The sequence below is a fragment of the Citrobacter sp. CK199 genome, from assembly GCF_030333285.1.
Lineage (GTDB): Bacteria > Pseudomonadota > Gammaproteobacteria > Enterobacterales > Enterobacteriaceae > Citrobacter_B > Citrobacter_B koseri.
Genome location: NZ_JAOWGF010000028.1, coordinates 133,073 through 158,817, shown reverse-complemented (window position 1 = coordinate 158,817; position 25,745 = coordinate 133,073). Strand labels below are relative to the sequence as shown.

Annotated in this window: 21 protein-coding genes; 10 read left to right on the top strand and 11 right to left on the bottom strand. The window is 55.1% G+C overall.

Annotated features, from left to right (window positions below; translation table 11 throughout):
* Positions 1–90: 90 nt before the first annotated feature.
* Together OGX75_RS15735 and OGX75_RS15730 are read right to left on the bottom strand one after the other, a co-directional pair.
* Positions 91–1,284: a multidrug efflux MFS transporter gene (locus tag OGX75_RS15735; RefSeq protein ID WP_012133614.1), complete on the bottom strand. Its 1,194-nt coding sequence runs from the start codon at positions 1,282–1,284 to the stop codon at positions 91–93.
* Positions 1,285–1,453: 169 nt separating this feature from the next.
* Complete coding sequence (locus tag OGX75_RS15730; protein WP_047458542.1) at positions 1,454–2,137, bottom strand: extensin-like domain-containing protein; 684 nt, start codon at positions 2,135–2,137, stop codon at positions 1,454–1,456.
* Between the two features lie 106 nt (positions 2,138–2,243).
* Here OGX75_RS15730 and ddlA point away from each other — a divergent pair, with 106 nt between their 5' ends.
* Positions 2,244–3,341: a D-alanine--D-alanine ligase gene (gene ddlA / locus OGX75_RS15725; protein WP_130028802.1), complete on the top strand. Its 1,098-nt coding sequence runs from the start codon at positions 2,244–2,246 to the stop codon at positions 3,339–3,341.
* 105 nt (positions 3,342–3,446) lie between these two features.
* Here the strand turns inward: ddlA and OGX75_RS15720 are convergent, their stop codons facing one another.
* Positions 3,447–3,659 (bottom strand): DUF2754 family protein, encoded by a 213-nt coding sequence (locus OGX75_RS15720; RefSeq protein ID WP_024130610.1) that lies wholly within the window; start codon positions 3,657–3,659, stop codon positions 3,447–3,449.
* Positions 3,660–3,926: 267 nt separating this feature from the next.
* Here OGX75_RS15720 and OGX75_RS15715 point away from each other — a divergent pair, with 267 nt between their 5' ends.
* The gene (locus tag OGX75_RS15715) at positions 3,927–4,235 is read left to right on the top strand and encodes a YaiY family protein (protein ID WP_024130611.1); all 309 of its coding nucleotides are present in this window, start codon (positions 3,927–3,929) and stop codon (positions 4,233–4,235) included.
* A 36-nt stretch (positions 4,236–4,271) separates the two neighbouring features.
* Here the strand turns inward: OGX75_RS15715 and OGX75_RS15710 are convergent, their stop codons facing one another.
* Entirely contained in the window at positions 4,272–5,366 is a 1,095-nt protein-coding gene (locus OGX75_RS15710; RefSeq protein WP_286450927.1) for a DUF1615 domain-containing protein, read from the bottom strand.
* Positions 5,367–5,384: 18 nt separating this feature from the next.
* Positions 5,385–6,605 (bottom strand): peptide antibiotic transporter SbmA, encoded by a 1,221-nt coding sequence (gene sbmA, locus OGX75_RS15705; protein WP_049011958.1) that lies wholly within the window; start codon positions 6,603–6,605, stop codon positions 5,385–5,387.
* Between the two features lie 392 nt (positions 6,606–6,997).
* Here sbmA and ampH point away from each other — a divergent pair, with 392 nt between their 5' ends.
* Positions 6,998–8,155 carry a D-alanyl-D-alanine-carboxypeptidase/endopeptidase AmpH gene (gene ampH, locus OGX75_RS15700; protein ID WP_049011959.1) on the top strand — a complete coding sequence of 386 codons (1,158 nt, stop codon included), beginning with the start codon at positions 6,998–7,000 and terminating at the stop codon, positions 8,153–8,155.
* On the opposite strand, the gene iprA is transcribed toward ampH, so the two are convergent.
* Together iprA and ehaB are read right to left on the bottom strand one after the other, a co-directional pair.
* Complete coding sequence (iprA, locus tag OGX75_RS15695; protein WP_047458555.1) at positions 8,156–8,779, bottom strand: hydrogen peroxide resistance inhibitor IprA; 624 nt, start codon at positions 8,777–8,779, stop codon at positions 8,156–8,158.
* Between the two features lie 86 nt (positions 8,780–8,865).
* A complete protein-coding gene (ehaB, locus tag OGX75_RS15690) occupies positions 8,866–11,787 on the bottom strand; it encodes an autotransporter adhesin EhaB (RefSeq protein WP_286450926.1) in 2,922 nt (973 codons plus the stop codon).
* Positions 11,788–12,281: 494 nt separating this feature from the next.
* On the opposite strand from ehaB, the gene hemB reads away from it, so the two are divergent.
* The gene (gene hemB / locus OGX75_RS15685; RefSeq protein WP_012133626.1) at positions 12,282–13,256 is read left to right on the top strand and encodes a porphobilinogen synthase; all 975 of its coding nucleotides are present in this window, start codon (positions 12,282–12,284) and stop codon (positions 13,254–13,256) included.
* A 168-nt stretch (positions 13,257–13,424) separates the two neighbouring features.
* On the top strand, positions 13,425–15,140 hold the full coding sequence (olsF, locus tag OGX75_RS15680) for a bifunctional ornithine lipid synthase OlsF (protein ID WP_058668685.1): 1,716 nt from the start codon (positions 13,425–13,427) through the stop codon (positions 15,138–15,140).
* A 108-nt stretch (positions 15,141–15,248) separates the two neighbouring features.
* Here the strand turns inward: olsF and tauD are convergent, their stop codons facing one another.
* Genes tauD through tauA form a run of 4 tightly spaced genes read right to left on the bottom strand, consistent with a single transcriptional unit; the run spans position 15,249 to position 18,661 of the window.
* Positions 15,249–16,100: a taurine dioxygenase gene (tauD, locus tag OGX75_RS15675; RefSeq protein ID WP_286450925.1), complete on the bottom strand. Its 852-nt coding sequence runs from the start codon at positions 16,098–16,100 to the stop codon at positions 15,249–15,251.
* Complete coding sequence (gene tauC, locus OGX75_RS15670) at positions 16,097–16,924, bottom strand: taurine ABC transporter permease TauC (RefSeq protein ID WP_012133629.1); 828 nt, start codon at positions 16,922–16,924, stop codon at positions 16,097–16,099. The genes tauD and tauC overlap by 4 nt, the downstream gene beginning before the upstream one ends.
* A complete protein-coding gene (tauB, locus tag OGX75_RS15665; protein WP_286450923.1) occupies positions 16,921–17,688 on the bottom strand; it encodes a taurine ABC transporter ATP-binding subunit in 768 nt (255 codons plus the stop codon). The genes tauC and tauB overlap by 4 nt, the downstream gene beginning before the upstream one ends.
* 10 nt (positions 17,689–17,698) lie before the next feature.
* Complete coding sequence (tauA, locus tag OGX75_RS15660; protein ID WP_012133631.1) at positions 17,699–18,661, bottom strand: taurine ABC transporter substrate-binding protein; 963 nt, start codon at positions 18,659–18,661, stop codon at positions 17,699–17,701.
* A 343-nt stretch (positions 18,662–19,004) separates the two neighbouring features.
* Between tauA and OGX75_RS15655 the strand changes: the two genes are divergently transcribed.
* The 5 genes from OGX75_RS15655 to OGX75_RS15635 all read left to right on the top strand — a co-directional run bounded on the left by OGX75_RS15655 (position 19,005) and on the right by OGX75_RS15635 (position 25,740).
* Entirely contained in the window at positions 19,005–19,634 is a 630-nt protein-coding gene (locus OGX75_RS15655) for a response regulator transcription factor (RefSeq protein WP_047458568.1), read from the top strand.
* Positions 19,634–21,175 carry an MASE1 domain-containing sensor histidine kinase gene (locus tag OGX75_RS15650; RefSeq protein ID WP_012133636.1) on the top strand — a complete coding sequence of 514 codons (1,542 nt, stop codon included), beginning with the start codon at positions 19,634–19,636 and terminating at the stop codon, positions 21,173–21,175. Before OGX75_RS15655 ends, OGX75_RS15650 begins: the two co-directional genes overlap by 1 nt.
* An 85-nt stretch (positions 21,176–21,260) precedes the next feature.
* Positions 21,261–22,565: an MFS transporter family glucose-6-phosphate receptor UhpC gene (gene uhpC / locus OGX75_RS15645; RefSeq protein ID WP_024130613.1), complete on the top strand. Its 1,305-nt coding sequence runs from the start codon at positions 21,261–21,263 to the stop codon at positions 22,563–22,565.
* Positions 22,562–23,593, top strand: a complete 1,032-nt coding sequence (locus OGX75_RS15640; RefSeq protein WP_012133638.1) for an ABC transporter substrate-binding protein — start codon at positions 22,562–22,564, stop codon at positions 23,591–23,593. The genes uhpC and OGX75_RS15640 overlap by 4 nt, the downstream gene beginning before the upstream one ends.
* A 68-nt stretch (positions 23,594–23,661) precedes the next feature.
* Complete coding sequence (locus OGX75_RS15635) at positions 23,662–25,740, top strand: ABC transporter permease (RefSeq protein WP_286450922.1); 2,079 nt, start codon at positions 23,662–23,664, stop codon at positions 25,738–25,740.
* The last annotated feature ends 5 nt before the right edge of the window (positions 25,741–25,745 follow it).

Sequence of the window (25,745 nt, the reverse complement as noted above, 5' to 3'; positions counted from 1 at the left end):
GGTCAATTTGTGATCTACGTTGGATTTGGTAGCAAAGAAAGGATCATGTACAGAATGCTTTCTGCACATGATCACGATTAACAGCGGATCTCAGGCAGCGTGACGGCGGCGCAACGCAATCGCCAGTTGCCAGATATTCACCAGCACAATGAGCGCCGTCGCGACAAATACCCAGCGAAAGCCCGCCATCGCCGATACGGACGCCCCCATCAGCGGCCCGGCCACATTTCCGAGATACATAAACGACTGGTTATAACCAAAGATACGGCCGGTTATTCGATCGCTGGAATACTTCACCAATAAGGTCTGTACGGCAGGCAGCATCGCGCCATCGGCAAAACCTAACAGAAAACGCAGAACCCCCAACTGGAACGGCGTCGTCACCCACGACATGGCGAAAAACAGCACCACGGCACAGACCAGCGTCGCCATCAGAATCCTTTCCGTCCCGATCCTGTCGCCAAGTTTGCCAAGGCGGGGGGCGGAAATGAGCGCTGAAACGCCGGGCACCGACGCAATTAATCCGCTCAAAAAGGCAATGTTCGTGCTGTCCGGCAGCATGGATTTGATAAACAGCGCCAGGATGGGGCTGATCGAACCGTTACAGAGCTGTATCACCATCGTCGTGAAAAACAGGCTAATCACCAGACCCGGATAGGGCAATGAGGCAAAAACCGCTTTGCCGCTCAGTCGTTCACTCTTTTTGAGAGTCGGACGAACGCCCTCTTTAATTAAAAACAGCGTTACCAGAAAGCTCACCATCAACAACGTGGCGGTAATAAAAAAGACCGCCCGCAGCCCGATATGATCGGCAATGACTCCGCCCATTAACGGCCCGCCGATCACCCCGCTGATCTGGGCGGTGGAAAGCGTGCTGAGCGCCCAGCCGCTACGCTCTCTCGGCACCTGCGAAGCCACCAGCGCCATCGCGTTAGGAATGTACCCGGAGGTAAGCCCCATGACGCCGCGCAAAAGAAACAGTTGCCAGACATTGGTCGCAAACGCCTGAAGTAAAATCGCGATCGCCATGCCGAGCGATGCGCGCAGTAGCATCAGTTTGCGGCCTTTACGGTCAGCCAGACTGCCCCACATGGGCGAAACAATCGCGGAGATGAGAAAGGTAATACTGAAGGTTAAGCCAGACCACATGGAGAGCGCTTCATGCGAAGTGACGCCCATTTGCGAGATATACAGCGGTAAAAATGGCAGGATCTGACTGATCGCCAGCCCGGTAAAAAAGCAGCCGAACCAGACGGAGATAAGATTAACCTTCCAGGATTCCATAAGTGCTCATAACGATAAATAGCTGAAAACGCTCACCAGCTTAGCAAGTTGCGTCAGCAGAAGCGGTTCCAGAGATGCGGTAACCTCTATTTTGCTATTTTATCTCCCCGTTCATCAGATTTGTGAAATATGTCACATTATATACCCGTTCAGAACAGGGATTTATGCTTCAACGACAAAGCCCGTATCCGCGCATACCGAGATGGAAATGGTTGGCGTGCGCGGCGTTGTACTCCGGCCCCAGTCCATTGCCATAATAAGTGCAACTGGCGTTAAGCATCGCGCGCAGCCAGGGGGCGGTTTTCTCATCCTTCCATCCCCGCAGAACCGTAACTTTTCGACCGTCCGCCAGTTGAAAACCGCTGATATCCCACGCCTGTGCGCTGGCATGTTCACTGCGACGCGCATCCGCCCGGTGATAGATATTGCGACAGGCATAGCTGCCAAGGTGCTCAATACGGGTCAGTTGACTGCCCATAAACGACTGGGTTAGCGGTTTCGCCTGGCGCGCCACAAACAGCGCAGAACTCAGCGCCAGCGGGCAAGAGGCCAGGAAACTGCTGCTCAACGACACGGAGCCAAAATGCCTGACCCGTACCACGTCTGACAGCGGACATTCGCCCGCGCTGTCGGCAACGGGTTGCGACGAGATCATTCCCTGGCGATTGGCCTGCTCAAGTAATCCCTGGCACTGTTGCGGCGTCAGACGCTGTAGTTTGAATTTGGTGAGCCAGCCCGGAGGATCGGACAGTTGCAGGGGAACAAAAGGATTGTAATGCGACGGAAGAGAGCGGTAACCCACCACACCCACGGCCCCCAGCAGCACAATCGCAAGCCAACCCTTACCTTTCACGCCCCCTCCTCTCTGATTCCCTTAAACATTATGGCAGAAGCCCGCGAATCCGACGTTTTGTCGTGGTAATGTATACGCTTTGCGTTCGATGGAATGGGTTTTTAAGATGGCAAAATTGCGGGTAGGTATCGTATTTGGTGGTAAATCAGCGGAACATGAAGTGTCTTTGCAATCGGCAAAAAATATTGTCGATGCTATCGACAAAGCCCGCTTTGACGTTGTGCTGTTAGGCATTGATAAACAAGGGCAATGGCATGTCAGCGATGCCGAAAACTATCTGCTGAATGCAAACGACCCCGCGCACATTACGCTGCGCCCCTCTTCTACCAGCCTGGCGCAGGTTCCGGGCAAACACGAACACCAGTTAATTGACGCACAGAACGGCCAGCCGTTGCCGACGGTGGACGTCATTTTCCCGATCGTACACGGCACGCTGGGGGAAGACGGCTCGCTGCAAGGGATGCTGCGCGTAGCGAATTTACCGTTTGTCGGCTCCGATGTGCTGGGTTCCGCCGCCTGCATGGATAAAGACGTCACCAAACGTCTGCTGCGCGATGCCGGGCTGAACATCGCGCCGTTTATTACGCTGACTCGCGCGAATCGCGATGCGATCCGTTTTGCGGAAGTGGCGTCCCGGCTGGGCCTGCCGCTGTTTGTGAAACCCGCAAATCAGGGCTCCTCTGTGGGCGTCAGCAAAGTCACCAGCGAAGCGCAATATGAACAGGCCGTCGCGCTGGCGTTCGAATTCGATCACAAAGTGGTTGTTGAGCAAGGGATCAAAGGCCGTGAGATCGAGTGCGCCGTGCTGGGCAACGATCACCCGCAGGCCAGCACCTGCGGCGAGATCGTCCTGAACAGTGATTTTTACGCTTACGACACCAAATATATCGACGACAACGGGGCGCAGGTCGTGGTTCCCGCCCAAATCCCGCAAGAGGTGAACGACAAGATCCGCCAGATCGCCATTCAGGCGTACCAGACGTTAGGTTGTGCGGGAATGGCGCGCGTGGACGTTTTCTTAACGGCGGAAAACGAGGTGGTGATTAACGAGATCAATACGCTGCCGGGATTCACCAACATTAGCATGTACCCGAAACTCTGGCAGGCAAGTGGCTTAGGGTATACCGATTTGATTACCCGTCTGATTGAACTGGCGCTGGAACGTCATGCGGCGGATAACGCCCTGAAAACCAGCATGTTATGATGACGATGCGCCATCTGGTGTTGATCGCCTGATGGCGCTTTGGCTTATCAGGCCTACGACGTTTTACGCTCGTAGGCCGATGCCGCCATCCGGCACACTACCGCATTAAGCTTCTTCGGTTTTATCATCCTCACGGCGACGAATAATCAGCCCGGCAAGCCAGAAACTGAATACCCACGTCACCAGGCCTACCGCGTAGGTTTGCCATCCTTTTGCTTCAAAGCCCAACAACCCCACCACGCCATTCAAAATAAAGATCAGCCCAATGGCGAAAGCATAATAGTGCCAGTCACGGCGAATTTTTACAGGCAGGTTCATGACAGCTCCGACGCTAAAACAATAAAAAATCATCCTCGCACATTTCTGCCTGAGCGTCTGTGGCCTGTGCGGAATTTCTCAAATGTTAATCAATTTAGATTAAGGTAACAAAATTGTGACATCAAACAAAAAATCCGCAATCCAGGAGTCATCCCTGAGTGAAATTACCATCATTCTGATATTGACAAACACGATGACCTGTCAGACTTCACGATAAGCCGCTGGCATGACGCCAGATTCGTGCAGAAGACTATCCCGGAGGTCTTTATGGCTGACTTTACCCTCTCAAAATCCCTGTTTAGCGGGAAACATCGAGATACCTCCTCCACGCCAGGTAATATCGCCTATGCCGTGTTTGTGCTGTTTTGCTTTTGGGCAGGGGCGCAGATCCTGAACCTTCTGGTTCACGCGCCTGGCGTTTATGAACATCTGATGCAGATGCAAGAGACCGGACGCCCCCGCGTGGAAATTGGATTAGGCGTCGGCACCATTTTCGGACTGGTGCCTTTCCTGACAGGTTGCCTGATTTTTGGCGTCATTGCCGTAATTTTGCGCTGGCGTCACCGTCATCAGTAACCCTCCCTGTGCCGGATGACGCCAGGTTTATCCGGCCTACAAATTCATACAACGCGCCCGACGCTCATCCACACGTTTAGCAAACCACGCGGTAGTGAGATTACGGGTGATCTTCGGACTTTCCAGCTGAATACCTGGCAACATCTCGCGCGGTAATGCCTTACCGGTTTTGGCTTCCGCCAGCTTATACACTTTCTCGTACAACGCCGTCTCCTCAAAAGCGAGGCTGTCTCCCTTTTCCAGTTGACGTCGAATCGCGCTGTCGCTCATGTCCAGCTTGCCCGCCAGCTTACGGATTGCCTGTTCCGTTTTCCCGGCTTCTTTGCTGTCATAACGAATCAAGTCGCCGTCCAGCGCCAGCTTAACGCCGCTGGCTTTACTGACCGCATTCTGAAATGCCGCATTACGACTGGCATACCAACCGGCATTAAAATCAGCAAAACGAAATACAGGCGCGCTGTAATTCGCCGGATAGTTCAACAGATGCCAGGTTCCAAACCACAGTCCGCCACGGCGGCTAAAGACCTCCTGGCGAACCGTCCCGTTCATGGTCCACGGATAACCTTTTGTGTGCTGTTCGGCAAAGGCGATGCTGACCTGCATCGGCCCGCCGGTATGCACCGGATTAAGCGAACCGAACAGCGTCTGCCCCATCGGCACCATATTAATAAAATCATCAAAAATCGCACTGAGCTGTTTTTCCGTTTTCACCGCGTCCAGACGTTCGCTGTAGCTTTTTCCATTCGGGGAGTTAATTTTCAGCGCGGTATGCACCAGAAAAACGGGGATATGCATCCGCTCAGCACGCCTGTCGATCTCCTGCCAGGCGATTTTGCTCAACCCCGGCACCACCGGGTCCGCCTGATAGTTAGACTCCTGCTGCGCCACCGCCAGCACCGAGCAAACATTCTCAACCGTTGGCGCCAGCCCCTGGCTTTCGAAGGTCTTTGCGATGTCCTGCGCCCACGCGTCCCTGTCTTTTACGCTGGAGGGCATTTTCTGGCGCACCACGCTTGCCACATCGACAGGTTTTTCCCCTTTTTTCAGCGGTTGCGAAGGCTGGCTACTACACCCTGCCAGCACCAAGGCAGCCAGGAATGACAAAGGGTAAAGACGGGACGCCGCCGACATAACGTTTCCTTTTGTTTGTTAGCTAAATGTATTCGTCACTTCCTGGATATCCTGTCCATCCAGTTCGCGCTCAAAGCTGCGCAGACGTTTGTAGATGGACATCAGTTCCACCAGCGTGGTCCAGGAGTTAATCAGATACTGGAAGGAACCGCGCACCTGACCAAACACGTTGGTAATCTGCGTCATCAGGCCCAGCGTAATCGTACCGGCAACAATCGACGGAAACAGCAGGAACAGACCGAAAACGTTATCCACCTGTAGATAGAGAATGCGCGCAATGTTGAAGTACATATAGTGGAAGTAGAGGCGGAAATAGTTCCGGCGCACCGCGCTGAACAACTCACGCACGGTGGGCGGCGTAGCGCGGCTGGCGTCGTCTTCACCGTAGACCAGCTCTTTACGGTAAGCGGCCTCAACCCGCTGGTTTTTAAACTCCAGCCCCGGCAGTTTGATCCCCACCACGGCCAGCAATCCTGTTCCCATCAGCGACCAGATGATAGCCGCGATAACCAGCCCATAAGGAATATGCCCGACGATCGGCAGATCCGGTACGTGCGCAGACAGCGTAACCAGTACGGGTAAAAAGGCGATCAACGTCATGATGGCATTGATAAAGCTTACGCCCATATTCTCCAGCGTAGAGGCAAAACGCATCGTATCTTCCTGCACACGCTGTGCGGCGCCTTCAATATGGCGCAAATGCTGCCAGTGCGCCATGTAGTGCTCGTTCATCGCGGTACGCCAGCGAAACACATAGTGGCTGACGAAGAAATTGTTCATCACGCCAATCACTACGGCAATCAGCGCTATCCCGAGGAACACGCCGACTTCACGGTAAAACTGTTCGATAGTGACCTTATGCGGCGAGCTAAGCGCCGTCTGGATCAGGTCGTAAAACGGCGCGTACCAGGCGTTGACCGCCACGCCTACTTCCACCAAAAACCAGGTCACAAAGATGATCAACGAGGTGCCCAGAATCGACCAGTATTGCCAGCGATGCGGGCTATAAATAAACCAGAACATCGCAAACAATCCGACGCAAAGGACGTAATACGCGTAGAAAATCAGGTAGTCCAGCGACCAGAAGCGTGCGGCACTGATGGGAACATCACCGGAAGCGCCAGTAAGATGCGCAACCCAGGCGCCTCCGCCCGCTTGCCAGAAAATGACGGCGACAAGCGCCCAAAAAAACGCCGAGATAAAAAACGGCCCCGGCTTTGGGAAAAAAGACTTAAACATGATGCTCTCCTGCTAACTTCTTATCGTTATGACGACTGCTGTGCTTTTGCCGCAGCGCTGAGCGCGACAAGACGGGCCTGACCCAACAAAACCGCGACGGAAACCGAGCATTGTGACCCGTATTCGCCAGCTTAGTTCGCACATCGTTTTTTCAGAATTGTTTCAGCGAGTTTCGGCTCCCTTCAACGGCAACAGGAAGGCGAAACCCAAAAACCGACCAAGGTTACCACAAGCGCGGGATCACAAAAGCGGACATTCGCGATTGGGAAAAAATGCCCTGTTTACTCGTCGTTACGTTTTTCACACTATTATTGTCTTTTTAGCGCTTTGCAACGCGCCGCCAGGTAGTATAAATACGCATAGTTTTTTCATTTAACTGATGGACACAACCGTTGAAACGTAGTCTGCTTTTTTCTGCCGTGCTGTGCGCGGCGTCATTGACATCTGTCCAGGCGGCACAGCCAATCACCGATCCGGTTTTCGCTTCCGATATCGTTGATCGTTATGCCAACCATATCTTTTACGGCAGCGGCGCGACGGGAATGGCGCTGGTGGTGATTGATGGTAATCAACGCGTGTTCCGCAGTTTCGGGGAGACTCGCCCCGGCAATAACGTACATCCTCAACTGGACTCCGTTATTCGCATTGCGTCTATCACGAAACTCATGACCAGCGAGATGCTGGTCAAACTGCTCGATCAGGGGACGGTGAAATTACACGACCCGCTGAGCAAGTATGCCCCGCCCGGGGCGCGCGTACCGACCTACAACGGAACGCCTATCACCCTGGTGAATCTGGCGACCCATACCAGCGCCCTGCCGCGTGAGCAACCCGGCGGCGCGCCGCATCGCCCGGTATTTGTCTGGCCAACCCGCGAACAGCGCTGGAGCTACCTCTCTACCGCAACGCTAAAAGCGGCTCCTGGCTCGCAGGCGTCTTATTCCAACCTTGCGTTTGATCTGTTGGCTGACGCGCTGGCAACCGCATCCGGCAAACCCTACACGCAGTTATTTGAAGAACAGATTACGCGCCCATTGGGGATGAAAGACACAACCTTTACCCCCTCCCCCGATCAGTGCAAGCGCCTGATGGTGGCGGAGAAAGGGGCCAGTCCCTGTAACAACACGCTGGCAGCAATTGGCAGCGGCGGCGTCTATTCCACGCCGGGAGATATGATGCGCTGGATGCAGCAATATCTCTCATCCGACTTTTATCATCGCAGTAATCAGGCCGATCGTATGCAGACGCTGATTTATCAGCGAACTCAGCTCACACGGGTGACAGGTATGGACGTGCCGGGCAAAGCCGATGCGCTGGGCTTAGGCTGGGTCTATATGGCGCCTAAAAACGGACGCCCGGGGATTATTCAAAAAACCGGCGGCGGCGGTGGTTTCATCACCTATATGGCGATGATTCCGCAACACAACGTTGGCGCTTTTGTGGTCGTCACTCGCTCACCGCTTACGCGATTTACTAATATGAGCGATGGCATCAACGACCTGGTAACAGAATTGAGCGGAAATAAACCGCTGATCGTGCCTGCGTCCTGATCAATACTCTGAAGGCAAATGGTTGATATTGACCAGTTTGCCTTTTTTCATTTCGATGTAGTTCCCTTTGCGTAACGCGGCGAGCACTTCAGCCACTACGGAACGGGAAATTCGCGTTCTCTGATGAATGTAGTTCATCACGCCAATACGCGCTCGCAGGCCTTCATCCCAGTCAACCATCGCGATCAACGTCGCCCGAATTTGATCATACGAGTTGTTGCCAATTAATTGCAGATCGCGCAGTTCCAGAGTTCTGTTTTCCCATGCCAGCCAGCAAAAGGCTTCGCGCCATAACTGGTGTTGCTCAAGGATTTTTATCGCATGGGAAGAAGGAAGAAAATAACCGGTACAACGACTTTCCGTGACTAATTTATATTCGATATCATTTTTCATCACGCCATCAGCAATACCCATAATAAAGGGAGCCTGCGTTATCCCCATAAGCACGTTCTCCCCTCTGCGCAAAGAGATGAGACCGTCTAAAATGACAAACGTATCGCCTTGATTGGCATCATTCGAATAGACAACCTGCTTTTCATCGGCGTATTCAAAGTACGTGCCGTATTTAGACAGGCACTTATCGAGCTTACTAAATTCCTGAAGTGGTTTATTCAGAGACAGCATATGCGCATCCTTGCATTAATGCCCGCCATATCCATGACGGGCATTTCCTTTGATTAAATCACCTGTGTTTTCATCATGAAAAACAATTACCAGGTGTATTTAACGCCCACATTCGCGGACCAGTCTTGATCGACATCACCACCACCGAGGTAGTTGGCATCGGTATAAGCGCTGAAGTTTTTGGTGAAGCTGAACTGAGTGCCCAGACCAACACGCACCGCTGAACCTTCTACGCCGTTATCGATGGAATCGCCATTTACGTCGGCGTCGTTATTCGCATCGTCATAAACATAGGCCAGCTTGAAGTAAGGCGTCAGCGCCTGATCTTCGCTGTAGGTGAAGGTATAACCTGCATCAACACCCAGTTCATAACGCATGCTGTCATAAGACTGACCGTCAACTTTCATGTCGTTGCTGAGCTGATAATCATCGCCGGACTGGAACAGGCCGGATACGCTACCGTACGGCGTGACATAGCCAGCGTCACCCAGTTTCCAGTCATAACCCAGTTTCAGACCAAAGCCCCACGCATCCGCAGAGGTGTTGCCATCAACGTACTGGCCGTTGCTCATGTTGGCAGACAGATCGTTGTTGAAGTGAGAGTAGCTCAGGCTACCATCAACAAAGACATTGTTGGCAAAGCGAGCGGAAGAGTAGATATAGGCAGACTGGCTGTCCTGATCCACCTGACCGGTACGGTCGCTCATGTCGCCTTTCGCAAAGCCAGCCGCCGCACCGACAATCCACTTAGCGTTGTTACCGTCAATTTTGGTATCAACACCGACCATGATGCCGTTCACATCCTGATCGTAGTTAATGGTGCCGTTGTCGCCATCAAAGCTGCCGCCAAAGTAGCTCACCCATGCGCCGCCGTTATCAGCCAGACCATGACGAGAGTTGGTCAGACGAGTACCAACGGTGTCTTGTTCCAGGTTCCAGATATTGGTGTTTGCAGACGGGATGCTCAGCGCCATGTTCGCGTAGTCGGTCAGTTCCATCTGTTGCATAACAACAGTGTTGCCTTCCTGCTGAGCCTGATAGGTGTATGCCCCCAGGTCAGCTTTGTTCGCTGCGGAGAAGGTGGCTTTGCTGTTCTTGTCGTTAACGTAGATCAGCTCTTTGCCTTTGTAATCAGCGACAGAACCTTCACCGGTCGCGTTATCGATACGCACTTTGTAGTTACCGGTTGCCGCAGCAACGTTATCACCCACGTTATCAACTTCAGATTGATCGCCAGTCCAGGCATCGCCATTACCGTTGATGGTCAGGTGGCCATCAGAGTTCATCGCGATCACACCGTAGCCGTAGTTAGACTTAGTGATGTCGTTAGTACGATCGTTAGTCAGATCGGCATCCAGCACAAAGCTGTTGCTGTGAACGTTGAAGACACCTGCATTCACGTTACCGTTAGCATCGGTGTAGCTGGTCAGATTCAGGGTATCAGCTTGCAGCGCATACGCGGTGCTGTTGCCCACATCCAGAACGCCGTTGTTGGTGACGTTGATGGTGTTTGCATACAGTGCGGCATCGTACACGCCCCAGCCAGCAGACACATCATCAGCAATCGTGACGGTACTGTTGTTGATTGTCAGTTCATCAGTTGCAACATGACCATCTTCATTGATATTCAGGGCTGCGCCGCCGGTCAAGGAGATGCTGTCAGAAACCAGATCAGAGTCTGCCACATTCACGACGGAACCGCTGTTGATGCTCAGCGTATCAATCAGCGAGGTTTTCGTGGTATCCCACTGTGAACCACCGTTCAGCGTCACATTGAACAGGCCGCTTTGATAGACTTCGTTACCAACAACATGACCATCTTCGCCATACGCGGTGTCATTATTGTCAATGCCGTAAGTAGAGGAAGGCCACAGGCTGTTAGCCGCAATGTCGATCAGCGTCGCAGTGGCATCGGTGCCCGCAGCAAAGCTGTCGTACACGCCATCGCCATCAGAATCAACCTGATGTACGGACATTGCCGCGCCAACCCACTTGCTGCCGTTGTTCAGCGTAACATCCATACGGTCAGTGCCATCCCAGCCGTTGGTGTCCAGGTCAGCGTCCGTATCACGATAAGTATCCGCCCCGTTCGGGAAGAAGTTTTCGTCAAAGTTGCTGGAGAAAACAACGTCGCCCATCAGGGTAGAATTGCTGAGGTTAACAGTGGTCTGCATTGCGTTATCCGCATTCGGATGCGCAATCGCCGCAATCGCCACGTCATCAGCAGTATAAGAATCGCTGTAATCGCTCGCGTTGTTGGTGTTACCGAACCAACCGGAAGTCCCTTCATCTGACCATGAGCCAGAGGTCACCGTAGAGTCAGTCACCGTGACGGTGTTGTTGAACACTTCAGCGCTGTTGACGCCGGTGCTAACGGTATTATCGTCAATGTCTTCCCACTCATAACCCTGAGTCAGCGTAATACCCGCAACGTGGGAATTATTTTTGATGACCAGGTCAACTTCCTGATCCAGCGTAATCGCAGTACCCAGGTTGTAAACGTCAACAACATGCGTATCCGCCGTACCATCAGTGTACGTGCCATTATAGGTATAATGCTCGTAGTTATCATCGATGGTTGAGTTATCAACAGTTAACGCCAGACGGTCATAAACATAACCGGTCGCATCACGACCCACGCAATCAGTGGTCATGCACTCAGAGGTGATCATCCCGTGAATGGTGCTGTTTTTGATTGTCAGACTATTACTGTTGGTGTTGGTAGAAAGACCATCATCCAGATAGTAGGTTGAGATTACGCCGTTAACGGTAGCGTTGTTGATAACCGGATAAATATCACCGTTATAAACGCTATCGGTCGCGTAGTTGTTCCAGCCTACGTAACCATCATAATAAACACCATCAGCGTAGGTTGCGTCGTTATAGTGGTTGAATGTTGTGTAGGTGGTTCCAGAAATATCCGTAGAAGCATTTGCCTGAGAGGTGATTGCCAGAGTGCAGGCCAGTGCTAATTGTGAGACTACAAGTTTCTTTTTCCAGGAGTGCATTTGTCATCCCTCCTCAGGGACGTAATATAGTTGATCCATCAATTATCAATGCATAGAAAACATTTTATGTTTCGCAGGTCGATTATGCGGCGTCAGCATTGAAAGGTTCAATTATTCTTTGTTTAATGTCCGAAAGCGGACAATTAAAAAATCACCAGCAAAATCACAGATATTTTTTAAATCGCCAGTTTTCAATAAATTAGAAAGGGAAATAGAAGTTACTTATTTAACTGAATGATATATGATGAAGAAATAAAGAAATCACCAATAAATAAAGGACAGAAGAGCTTAAAACAACATTTAATAAAATTAAAACCAGAAATAAATGTATCACTAACAAAAATAATCTTATTCATAGAAATACTAATTGCGAATATTTAATCGCTTCATTAACAGCAACCCGCAATACTTCACATAAGGACAACTTTCGTAAAACACCTCGCGGCAGGTTCAGGTATACTCGACGTTTCGATTCCACAAACATCAGGCATACCATGACAGACCTAATCCAACGCCCCCGTCGCCTGCGCAAATCCGCTGCGCTGCGCGCCATGTTTGAAGAGACAACACTCAGTTTAAACGACCTGGTGTTGCCGATTTTTGTTGAAGAAGAACTCGACGACTACAAAGCGATCGACGCCATGCCTGGCGTCATGCGCATTCCTGAAAAACACCTGGCGCGCGAGATTGAACGCATCGCCAACGCCGGCATTCGGTCAGTGATGACCTTCGGCATTTCCCACCATACCGACGACACCGGCAGCGATGCCTGGAAAGAAGACGGCCTGGTGGCGCGCATGTCGCGCATCTGCAAGCAAACCGTGCCGGAAATGATCGTGATGTCTGACACCTGTTTCTGTGAGTACACCTCCCACGGCCACTGCGGCGTGCTGTGCGAACACGGCGTCGATAACGATGCAACCCTGGCGAACCTCGGTAAACAAGCGGTGGTCGCCGCCGCTGCGGGCGCTGATTTTATTGCCCCTTCCGCCGCGATGGACGGTCAGGTGCAGGCTATTCGCCAGGCGCTGGATGCCGCCGGTTTTACGGATACGGCCATCATGTCCTACTCCACCAAGTTCGCCTCCTCTTTCTACGGCCCGTTCCGTGAAGCGGCCGGTACGGCACTGAAAGGCGATCGTAAGACCTATCAAATGAATCCGATGAACCGCCGTGAAGCGATTCGCGAGTCGTTGCTCGACGAAGCGCAGGGCGCAGACTGCCTGATGGTGAAACCCGCTGGCGCTTATCTGGATATTCTGCGTGATATCCGCGATCGTACCGAATTACCGCTCGGCGCGTATCAGGTCAGCGGCGAATACGCCATGATCAAATTCGCCGCGATGGCGGGCGCGATCGACGAAGAGAAAGTGGTGCTGGAAAGCTTAGGCTCGATCAAACGCGCGGGCGCGGATCTGATCTTCAGCTACTTCGCGCTGGATCTGGCGGAGAAAAAAATCCTGCGTTAATCCTTTCTGACCTGCGGTGCCTGCTGGCGCTGCGCTTATCCGGCCTACGGAATTGACATCTGTAGGCCGGGTGCCGCCATCCGGCGCTGTCACAAAACGTCACCTCATCGTCATACAAACGACATTTGTACCTTCTACTGTCAGCACAGGACGGGAGGAGGAGCCGCTATGTTTAGTCTCGATAACGTACTCGACGACCTGTGGCCTCAGGCGAGGCCGACACCCTGGCAAAAAAATCTGCTCAGGCGGTTGCTGTATGAAGAAGAATTTCAGCAATTTGCATCCCGCCATCCCCATCTGAAAGGGGTGGACATGGTGGAACAGGTTCTCGAACACCTTGAAATACGCTGCGATATCCCCGCACACGACCTCGAAAACATCCCCGCACATGGCCCGCTGGTCATCATTGCCAACCACCCGACAGGCACGCTTGATGGGCTGGCCCTGCTGTATGCCATCTCGCGTGTGCGCCGTGACGTGAAAGTAGTGACCAACCGCCTGCTCTCGCATCTGCAACCGCTCAGCTCACTTTTCATTCCCGTGGACAACATCGGCGGGCGCACGCCAAAATCATCGCTACAACAGATAGATGCGCATTTACAGGCTGGCGGAGCGTTAATTTTCTTTCCGGCGGGCGAAGTAGCGCGCTTCACATCGCAGGGAATCAGGGAAGGCCGATGGCATTCCGGGTTTATCCGGGTGGCGGAGAAATACCGCACGCCGCTGCTTCCCGTACATATCAACGCGCGTAACAGCTCGCTGTTTTACGCCAGCAGCCTGGTGTCCCCCACCTTCGCATTGCTGCTCCTGATGCAGCAGATGTTTCGTCGGCGTCGCAGCAGCCTGCCTCTCCGCATCGGCCAACAAATCGCCTGGACACAGTGGTCCGCCACGAAAACCAACGTCCGCGAGCAGGCCGAAAAATGCCGTCAGCACGTCGCGGCATTAGGTAAAGGACGCCCTGGGTTATTCACCACCGAAAGTACGATAGCCCGCGCAGAAGACAGAGCGCACCTCAAACGCGATCTCGCCCAGACGGAATGCCTTGGGCACACCGCCGACGGGAAGCACATTTACCTCTGGCAGCGCAACGGCAAAGAGGATGTCCCCATCCTGCGGGAACTGGGGCGGCTGCGTGAAATCGCCTTTCGCGCGGTTGGCGAAGGCAGCGGAAAGCGTCGGGACACCGACCGCTATGATGACGACTATCTGCACCTGATTTTATGGGACGAAGACGATCTGGAAATTGTTGGCGCCTATCGATTCATTCCCTGCGCGCAGCAGCAGGAAAAACGCGGCATAGAAGGGCTTTACAGCTACAGTTTGTTCCATTACGACGAGCAGATGGCGCAAGTGATGCAGCACGGCATTGAGCTGGGTCGCAGTTTTATCCAGCCGCGTTACTGGGGACGTCGCGGGCTGGACTATCTCTGGTCTGGCATTGGCGCTTATCTGGCGCGCTATCCGCAATACCGATACCTGTTCGGCCCGGTGTCTATTTCCGGCGGTCTGCCTGCGGATGCGCGGGATTTACTGGTGGCCTTTTATCGCCTGTGGTTCCCGCCGACGCACCCGCTGGCGATATCACGCCAGCCCTACCCCGCGTCATTGCCGGACGTACTGGCGCAGTTTGAAGGCAAAAGCTACAACGACGATCTGACGCGGCTGAAATCGCTGCTCGGCAATCTGGGCTGCGGTATTCCCCCGCTCTACAAACAGTACTCCGAACTTTGCGACCCCGGCGGCGTGCAGTTTATTGATTTCGGTAACGATCCGGCATTCAGCAACTGCGTGGATGGTCTGGTGCTGGTCGATTTAACCTATCTGAAGGCAAACAGGTATCAGCGCTATATTGGCGCGCATTTGGGTTTCCAGGCAGGATAAGGCGTTTACGCCGCCATCCGGCGCGGTGCCACATTGAGCCTGATGGCGCTGCGCTTACCAGGCCTGCATTTCCCTAACCGTTCCTTAACCGAATAGTGAGATTATCTATTACGGCACGCGATAAAACGGCTTATCTCCCAGAATCGTCGCCCGGTGCATAATGCGCCGCTGCGGCAGGTAATCAGCGTTGGCATAATGCTGGGTGACGCGGTTATCCCAGATAGCTACGTCATCAGGCTGCCAGCGCCAGCGCACCTGAAACTCCGGTTTTGTGATGTGCGCAAACAAGAATCCAAGCAGCGCCTCGCTCTCTTTCTCCGTCACATCGACAATCCGCGTAGTAAAGCCTTCATTCACAAACAGCGCCTGTTTGCCGCTCACCGGATGGGTACGCACCACCGGATGCAGCAAAGGCGGATGTTTTGCTACCGCCTCAAGCCAGCGCTGATGATCCTCATCAGTTTTGCGGTATTTGTATTCCGGGAACGATTTACGGAAATCATGCTCCGCCCGCAAACCGCTCAGCAACTGGCGAAACGGTTCGGAAAGCGCATCATATGCGGCAATACCGCTGGTCCATAGCGTATCCCCGCCGCTAGAGGGCAGTTCTTTTGCCGCCAGAATCGCCCCTGCTGGCGGCGTCTCAATAAAGGTCACATCGGTGTGCCAGTTATCATTATCCGGCGGGTTATCGTTATGGGTATCCAGCACGATAATCTCTTCGACGCCTTCGGCGTGGGGATAGACCGGATGAATATGCAGATCGCCAAAACGCTGTGCCAGCGCGCGCTGTTGCTGCGGCGTAATGGCTTGTTCACGCAGAAAAACCACCTGGTGGCGCAGCACCGCGTGATACAGCTGTTCGAATTGATTATCGCTCAGCGGGCGGGTCAGATCCGCGCCGGAAACCAGCGCGCCAATATACGGCCCCAGCGGGGTAATGCTCAGACGTTCACTCATTGTACTTCTCCATGCCAGGGCGTCAGGCGGCGCTGAAGCGCACGCAGACCCAGTTCTAAAATAAACGCGATCACCGCAATCACCGCGATCCCCGCCAGCACCACGTCGGTTGCCAGAAATTCCCCGGCGGACTGCACCATAAACCCTAAACCCCGGGTGGCGGCAATCAGCTCAGCCGCCACCAGCGTTGACCAGCCCACGCCCAGGCCAATGCGTAATCCGGTGAGGATCTCCGGCAGCGCGCCGGGCAGAATCACAAACCACAATACCTGTACTCGTCCGGCGCCTAACGACTGCGCCGCACGAATGCGAACCTGCTGCGCGCTTTTGACGCCCGCCAGCGCCGACATGGCGACCGGGGCGAAAATCGCCAGATAGATCAGCAGGATCTTGGAGGTCTCGCCAATCCCAAACCAGATCACCATCAGCGGTAAATACGCAAGCGGCGGGACTGGTCGGTAGAGTTCAATGATCGGATCGAGAATGCCGCGTATCGTTGGGCTTAGCCCCATCGCAATGCCCACCGGAATGCCGATAATCACGGCGGCCAGCAGCGCCAGCAGAATGCGCGTCAGGCTCGCCGCCAGATGCTGCCACAGCGTGGCGTCCATAAACCCTTGCGGCCCGGCGATGGCGATCAGTTTTTGCAGCACTTGCCCCGGCGGCGGCAGAAACAGCGGGCTGATTAACTGCAACGCCGCTACGCTCCACCACACGGCCAGAATCACCGCTAATGTGCTGATACTTAGGGTAATGCGACGAGAGAACGGCCAGCGCCATTTCAACCCGCGTTGACGCAGCTTATCGTTGATGACCACGCTCATGAGAAGGCCTCCCGTTGTTCAAAGACGCGGCTTAACACATACTCCCGCGTCTCGATAAACTGCGGATCGGATTTAATGCTGCGGCAGGATTCGCCCCCCACAAAGCGGCGGGCGAAATCAAGCGACAGCCGCTCCTGTACGCGACCGGGGCCAGGAGAAAGCAGCACCAGCTCCGTCGCCATAAACACAGCCTCTTCAATATCATGCGTAATGAGCAACACCTGTTTGCCGGTCTCATGCCAGAGTTTCAGCAGCAGCGTTTGCATCTGCTCACGGGTGAAAGCGTCCAGCGCGCCGAAAGGCTCATCCAGCAGCAGGAGTTGAGGATTGGCCGCCAGCGCGCGGGCGATGCCGACACGCTGGCGCTGCCCGCCGGAAAGCTGCCAGATAAAGCGTTTTCCCGCCCCTTCCAGCCCGACTTTTTTCAGCATCTGCTGCGCAACATGCCGACGCCGGGTTTTGTCCGCTCCCGCCAGTTGCAGGCCAAGTCCGACGTTATCCTGCACGTTGCGCCAGGGCAGCAGCCCTTCGTTCTGAAAGACGACGCCGCGCTCCGCACCCGGCCCATCGACCCTTTTGCCCGCCAGTTGGATCGTGCCATGCTGATAAGGCAAAAAACCGGCGATCAGATTCAGCAACGTGGTTTTCCCACACCCTGACGGGCCCAGCACCACTAACAGCTCACCGCTGTCGAGCGTCAGATTGATATCTTCCAGCGCCGGTTTACCGGCGTAATCGGCAAAGAGATGGGAAACTTGCAGCATCCGCGCCTCCTTATTGCACAAAGCGATCGGTGACGTACTGGCTATAATCCGTCGCGACGGCGGGCACTTTGCCCTGCTCTTTCAGGAACTGCGCGGTGTCGATAATCGCTTTATTGACCGGCCCGTTCAGCTCAACGGCCTGCTGTTGCGCCGTCAGGTAGGTATTGCCTTTCACCAGCCCCGGCACGTCCGTTTCCGGCACGCCGCTTAAGCGCGACAGTTTGCTGATGTTATCCGGCTGCTGAAGCCACGCCTCAGGATTGGCAATGTAGGGTTGCTGCGCGTCGATGGCGCTTTTCGCGAATGCCTTGACCACCTCTGGATGTTTTTCCGCGAAGTCTTTACGCACTACCCACACATCCAGCGTCGGCGAGCCCCATTCGCCAACTTTCCCCGAGTCTGTCAGCACGTTCCCGTCTTTTTCCAGCGCGTTAACGGCGGGTGCCCAGACGTAAGCGCCGTCAATATCGCCACGCTGCCATGCGGCAATGATCGCCGGTGGTTGCAGATTGATGATTTCGACCTGCCCGGGCTTAATGCCCCAGTGTTTCAGCGCGGCCAGCAGGCTGTAATGAGTGGTGGAGATAAACGGCACCGCAATGCGTTTGCCGATGAGATCCTCCGGCTTAGCGATCGTTTTCTTCACCACCAGCGCTTCGGATTCCCCCAGTTTTGACGCCAGCAGGAAAACCTCAATCGGCACCTGTTGGCTGGCGGCGACCGCCAGTGGGCTGGAGCCAAGGTTGCCGATCTGTACATCGCCGGAAGCCAGCGCGCGCACGATGCTCGCGCCGCTGTCGAATTTACGCCAGTCAACGGTCGCCCCGCTCTCTTTGGCGAAGGTGTTATCCGCCTGCGCCACTTTCGCCGGTTCGGCGGATGTCTGGTACGCGACGGTGACGTTAACCGCCTGCGCCTGAAATGCAATAAACGCCAGTGCGGCGAGAAGTGTGTTACGCGATGAAATACCCATTATTGTCTGCTCCCCTGTCTTGTTATGGGGGCAGTATTTCGTTGCGGCCGAGTTTGATAAAGGAATTAAAAATTCTTGCTAATAGCAAAGCGTTTTTAGAAAAAAAACGGGAATGGTTAGTGTGGAAATGTATTTAGCATTGAGTTGCAGGCCAGATCAGGCGCTTGCGCCGCCATCCGGCAATCCATGCCTGATGGCGCTGCGCTTATCAGGCCTACCACGGCAACAACACCCTGCAAATTATTGCGATTTTGTTACATTCATTCCATAACCACACCCGGATGATTGCCAGCGCAGCGGGGGCAGGCATCATAGAGGCATTATTCGGCAAGAGAGTAAGCATATGATTCGTGTGGTGCTGGTTGATGACCATGTGGTGGTGCGTTCCGGCTTTGCGCAATTATTAAGTCTTGAAGACGATCTGGACGTAGCAGGCCAGTACAGCAGCGCGGCGGAAGCCTGGCCCGCATTATTGCGCGATGACGTTAACGTCGCGGTGCTGGATATCGCGATGCCGGACGAAAACGGGCTGAGTCTGTTAAAGCGGCTACGCGCGCAAAAACCCACGTTTCGCGCCATCGTCCTCAGCATTTACGACACGCCAGCGTTTGTGCAAAGCGCGCTGGATGCAGGCGCCAGCGGCTATCTGACCAAACGCTGCGGGCCGGAAGAGTTGGTTCAGGCGGTGCGTTCCGTTGGTATGGGCGGCCACTATCTGTGCGCCGATGCGTTGCGGGCGCTGCGCGGCGGCGAACAGCCGGCGCAGGTTCTGGAGGTATTAACCCCCCGCGAGCGAGAAGTTTTTGATTTACTGGTCAAAGGCGACAGCGTCAAAGAGATCGCATTTAAGCTCGACCTCAGCCATAAAACCGTTCACGTCCACCGTGCTAACGTACTGGGTAAATTGCAGTGCCACAGTACCATCGAGCTGGTGCATTTCGCCCTCGACCACCAGCTGCTGACGGGGCACTGATGTCTCGCGGCGTGCGTTACTGGGTGATCTCACTGTTTATCCTGCTGGCCTGGGGAACAGGTTGGCTGATGCTATGGACGCTGGGCTTTTACCTGACCCATAACGGCCAACAGGCGGCGCTCTTTTTGCCGCACGGCGTTTATCTTGCGCTGTTGATTTTACTCTCCCGCCGTTACTGGCCCGCGCTGATACTGCCGCCGGTGCTGATGCCGTTATGGCTCCATAGCGAGCAACTGCTCAGCGGCTACGTCCTGCTGGCGGCGCCGCTGATCTGCCTGATCCCGGCCAGCATCGGACAAAAATTCTGGCACCGTTTTCCCCTGTACTGGCAGCGTCTCACGCTGCTGCTGGCCGCCGTCACGCTGGCCTCGCTGCTGAATACCGCCCTGCTGTCGCCCTTTATAAAAAGCCCGGCAATGCTGACTGGCCTGGCGTCGTTTACCGGCGGCGTGCTGCTCACCCCCTTTGTTTATCTGGTATTTGAATTTTTACGCCAGCAGCACCGTTATCATCTGTTGGGGCTGGATACCAACAACCCGCCGCTGCGCACTTCGCTGATCATCTGGTGCAGCCTGTTCTTTATTATCGGCATCGGCACGCAAATGGTGCTGTCGCCGGAAATTGAACGCCTGCTGCTGATCGTGGTGTTCCTGCCTAACGTGGTGATGGCGTGGAAGTTTGGCTGGCAGGGCGGCGTGCTCTCCGGGCTGCTGGGCAGCATGATGATCACCATCGCCCGCCAGGTCGGCGTCGGGTTTAACAACCTGGTCGAGCTGGAGATTTTCCTCGCCACCCAGGCGCTACTCGGCATAGGTCTTGGGATCGCCATCAGCCGCCAGCAGCATCTGGCGCAAAACCTGCACCACTATCGCCAGCGTCTGGAGGCGGAGCTGGCGGCGCGCCGGGCGCTGACCGAAAAGCTGATCCATACCGAAGAGGATACGCGCAAAAACCTGGCGCGCGAGCTGCACGACGAGATCGGGCAGAACATCACCGCCATTCAGATCCAGTCACAGCTCGTGAAACGCGCGCGCGATCCGGCGCAGACGCAGGCCGCCGCCAGCCAGATAAACGATCTCGCCCGCCGTATTCACCACTCTACCCGCCAGCTGTTACGCCAGCTACGTCCCCCCGCGCTGGATGAGCTGTCGTTTAAAGAGGCGCTGCATCATCTGGTCAACGAATTCGCGTTCCCCGAACGTGGGATTCGCTGCCAGTTTGAGTATCGCCTTACGCTTACCCCGGAAAATGAAACCGTCAGGTTTACTCTCTACCGCCTGTTGCAGGAACTGCTGAACAACGTCTGTAAACATGCCGAAGCCAGCGAGGTCACGATTCTGTTAAGCCAGCAGAAACAGACCCTCCATCTGGAAGTTCGGGACAACGGCACCGGCATCCAGCCTGAAAAAATGCCGGGATTCGGTATTCAGGGGATGCGCGAACGGGTCAGCGCGCTGGGCGGCGAACTGACGCTCGAATCGCTGCACGGCACGCGGGTAATTGTTAACTTGCCCACAATTTTGCAACAAACCACGTCCTGACCAGGAAAAAGTCTTAGTCACTGCGGACTTTCTCTCATCCCCTTTGGTTTTCACTTTCCTATAGTCAGTACAAACGGAGACGGCCATGCATCCACGCCCAGTAAACGAAACAGACCAACGATACCGGGCGCTACGCCTGCGGTTGCTGATGTGCATGGTCATCGGGTACGCCGCATTTTACCTGACGCGAAAAAGCGTGAATTACGTGCTTCCGGCGCTGCAAACGGATCTCGGACTCGATAAAGGCGATATCGGCCTGTTGGGTTCACTGTTTTACCTGACCTACGGCCTGTCGAAGTTTACCGCCGGGCTGTGGCACGACAGCCACGGGCAGCGCTGGTTTATGGGCGTCGGCCTGTTCGCCACCGGCCTGCTGAATGTGGTGTTCGCCTTTGGCGAGTCGCTGACGCTGCTGCTGGCGGTCTGGACGCTGAACGGTTTCTTTCAGGGCTGGGGATGGCCGCCCTGCGCCCGACTGCTGACCCACTGGTATTCGCGCAACGAGCGCGGCTTCTGGTGGGGCTGCTGGAATATGTCGATCAACATCGGCGGGGCGATTATCCCGCTGATTAGCGCTTTCGCCGCCCACTGGTGGGGCTGGCAGGCGGCGATGCTGGCGCCGGGGATCATCAGCATGGCATTAGGTATCTGGCTCACGCTACAGCTGAAAGGCACGCCGCAGGAAGAGGGATTGCCAACGGTCGGCGCATGGCGTCATGACCCGCTGGAGCTGCGACAGGAGCAGCAAAGCCCGCCGATGGGACTGTGGCAGATGTTGCGCACCACGATGCTGAAAAACCCGATGATCTGGCTGCTGGGTGTCTCATATGTGCTGGTCTATCTGATCCGCATCGCCCTCAACGACTGGGGCAACATCTGGCTCACGGAAAGCCACGGCGTCAATCTGCTCAGCGCCAACGCCACGGTGATGCTGTTTGAAGTTGGCGGTCTGCTCGGCGCGTTGTTCGCCGGTTGGGGGTCGGATTTGCTGTTCAGCGGCCAGCGCGCGCCGATGATTTTGCTGTTCACGCTGGGGCTGATGGTGTCCGTCGCCGCATTGTGGTTAGCGCCGGTACACCATTACGCACTGCTGGCGGTCTGTTTCTTTACGGTGGGCTTTTTCGTTTTTGGCCCGCAAATGTTGATAGGCCTTGCCGCCGTCGAGTGCGGGCACAAAGCGGCGGCCGGTTCCATCACCGGGTTTCTCGGCCTGTTCGCCTATCTGGGGGCAGCGCTGGCGGGCTGGCCTCTGTCGCTGGTCATTGAACGCTACGGCTGGTCGGGCATGTTCAGTTTGCTCTCGGTCGCCGCGGTACTTATGGGTTTATTGCTGATGCCGCTGCTGATGGCGGGCATCACCACCTCGCTCAGTCAAAGGATAAAACAATGAAATTGACGCTTACCTCTACCCTGATTGCATCCGGCATTGCGCTGGCAACCTTAACCGGCGCCGCGCAGGCCAAAGGCCGCCTGGTGGTTTATTGCAGCGCCACCAACGAAATGTGCGAAGCAGAAACCAAAGCGTTTGGCGACAAATATGACGTCAAAACCTCGTTCATCCGCAACGGCTCCGGCAGTACGCTGGCGAAAGTGGATGCCGAGAAGAAAAACCCGCAGGCGGACGTCTGGTACGGCGGGACGCTGGACCCTCAGTCTCAGGCGGGTGAAATGGGGCTGCTGCAACCCTACAAGTCTCCCAATCTTGAGCAGGTCATGGAGAAATTCCGCGATCCGGCAAAAGTAAAAGGCAACCTCTCTTCAGCGGTGTATGTCGGTATTCTCGGCTTTGGCGTCAATACCCAGCGCCTGAAAGAGAAAAATCTGCCGGTACCAAAATGCTGGAAGGATCTGACCAAACCGGAATACAAAGGCGAGATCCAGATTGCCGACCCGCAAAGTTCAGGCACCGCGTATACCGCACTGGCGACCTTCGCCCAGCTGTGGGGAGAAGATCAGGCCTTTGATTACCTGAAACAGCTCAACGCCAACGTGTCTCAATACACCAAATCCGGTATTGCCCCGGCACGTAACGCCGCCCGTGGCGAAACCGCTATCGGCATTGGCTTCCTGCACGACTATTCGCTGGAAAAAGAACAGGGCGCGCCGCTGGAGCTGATCTCTCCGTGCGAAGGCACCGGCTATGAAATTGGCGGCGTCAGCATCCTGAAAGGCGCGCGCAACCTCGACAACGCCAAACTGTTCGTGGACTGGGTGCTGTCAAAAGAAGCACAAGAACTGGCGTGGAAGAAAGGCAAGTCTTATCAGATCCTGACCAACACCACAGCGGAAACATCACCGAACTCGCTGAAGCTCGACGACCTGAAGCTCATCAATTACGACATGGATAAATACGGTTCTACCGACGTCCGTAAGCAGCTTATCAATAAGTGGGTTAGCGAAGTGAAGATGGGTAAATAAGCCCACATTGCGTTCATTTGCCGGGTGGCGGCGTAACGCCGTACCCGGCCCACAATACCGGAACCGCTATGTCACACACACTTGCACACCATCCCGTGAAAAAACGGGATGCGATATTCTTTTGGGTTCTGCTGGGCTGGCTGGCGTTTGCCCTGCTGCCGAGCTGGAGCCTGGATTACGGCCTGCTGGAGTCCACGGGCGATGAAATCCTTGAGTCCTACGGCTGGTCACAGCGCAATATCAGTTGGCTGTGGTATCTGCTGCCGAGCCTACTGCTGATTCGCCCGTTCCATGAAGCCAGGCGCGAACAGCGCAGCCGCCATTACCTTGATGCGGGCTGGGCGCTGTTGTGTATGGCCTTTATCGTCATTAGTGCCACCGTTGAAGGCCGTGGTTTAGGCTACGCCACTATCGTGCTGTTCGTCGCGCTGGGCGCGATCATGACGCTGGCGTTGACCCGTCTGGAATGGCTGGGCGGCGACCGCTTCGTGATCGGCTCACTTACCGCCATTGTGGCGCTGATCGGCATCTTTATCGTCTGGCCGAGTATCGCGATTTTCATCCCGATGTTCACCAACGACGCCGGGGAGTTCGCGCCGCTGGCGTTTATGACGGTGCTGTCGCAGGCGCATATCATCCAGGTGATCCTCAACTCCATCGCCCTGTCGATTGCGGTGGGCATGGGCTGTACCTTCTTCGGCCTGGTGCTGGCGATTTACACCACCCGCATTGCCAAACGCAGCGCCATTATTGGCCGCATCTTCTCGATTTTGCCAATCGTCACGCCGCCGTTCGTAGTGGGTTTAGGCGTTACGCTGATGATGGGACGCTCCGGCTACGTCACCGAATTTATGGTCGAGTGGTTCGGGCTGACCAACACCAACTGGCTGTACGGGTTTACCGGCATCTGGCTGGCGCAGGTGCTGGCCTTTACGCCGATGGCGTTTATGATCCTCGACGGGGCGATCAAAACTATCCATCCATCGCTGGAAGAAGCGTCATATACCCTGCGCGCCAGCCGCTGGCAGACCTTTAACGGTGTGTTTGTCCCGCTGCTGAAACCGGCGCTGGCGAACGCCTTCCTGATCGTGGTGGTGCAGTCGCTGGCCGACTTCAGTAACCCGCTGGTGCTCGGCGGTAACTTCGACGTGCTGGCGACGCAGATCTATTTCTATATCACAGGTTCGCAGCTTGATTATCAGGCCGCCAGTACGCTGGGCGCGTTCCTGCTGCTGTTCTCGCTGCTGGTGTTCTGTGTGCAGTATATGTGGATCGGTAAGCGCTCTTACGTCACGGTCTCCGGGAAATCGTACCGTGGCGACGTCCAGCCGCTGCCTGTCACCCTGGTGTGGAGCGTCATCGCCATTCTGGCCGTGTGGATAGCCTTCAACGCCCTGCTCTACGGCAGCATTTTCTACGGTAGCTTCACCGTCAACTGGGGCGTGGATTACACCCTGACGCTGGCGAACTTTATCAAGCTGTTCGGCCAGGGAATGAGCGACGGCGCGTGGCCTTCCCTGCTTGATACGTTGCTCTACGCCGGAATTGCCGCGCCGATCACCGCCATCTTCGGTCTGCTGATCGCCTGGATTGTGGTACGCCAGCAGTTCAAAGGCAAAAAGACTATCGAGTTCACCACCATGCTGTGCTTCGCCGTACCGGGCACCGTGGCGGGCGTGTCGTACATCCTCGCCTTTAACAGCGCCCCGGTGTACCTCACCGGAACGGCGGCGATTGTGATTATTTCGATGGTGATGCGTAACGTGCCGGTTGGGATTCGCGCCGGGATCGCCGGATTAGGCCAGATCGATAAATCGCTGGATGAAGCGTCGCTCAGCCTGCGCGCCGGGAGCTTACGCACCATTACGCACATCCTGCTGCCGCTGCTGCGCCCGGCGATCCTCTCGGCGCTGATCTACAGCTTTGTGCGCGCCATTACCACCGTCAGCGCCATTGTATTCCTCGTCACGCCAGACACCCGCGTGGCGACGGCCTACATCCTCAACCGCGTGGAAGACGGCGAATACGGCGTGGCGATCGCCTACGGCTCGATTCTGATCGTGGTGATGCTGGCGATTATTTTCATCTTTGACTGGCTGATCGGGGAAGCGCGTATCTCCCGTTCAAAAGCCAAAAACCAGGCGTAATGGAG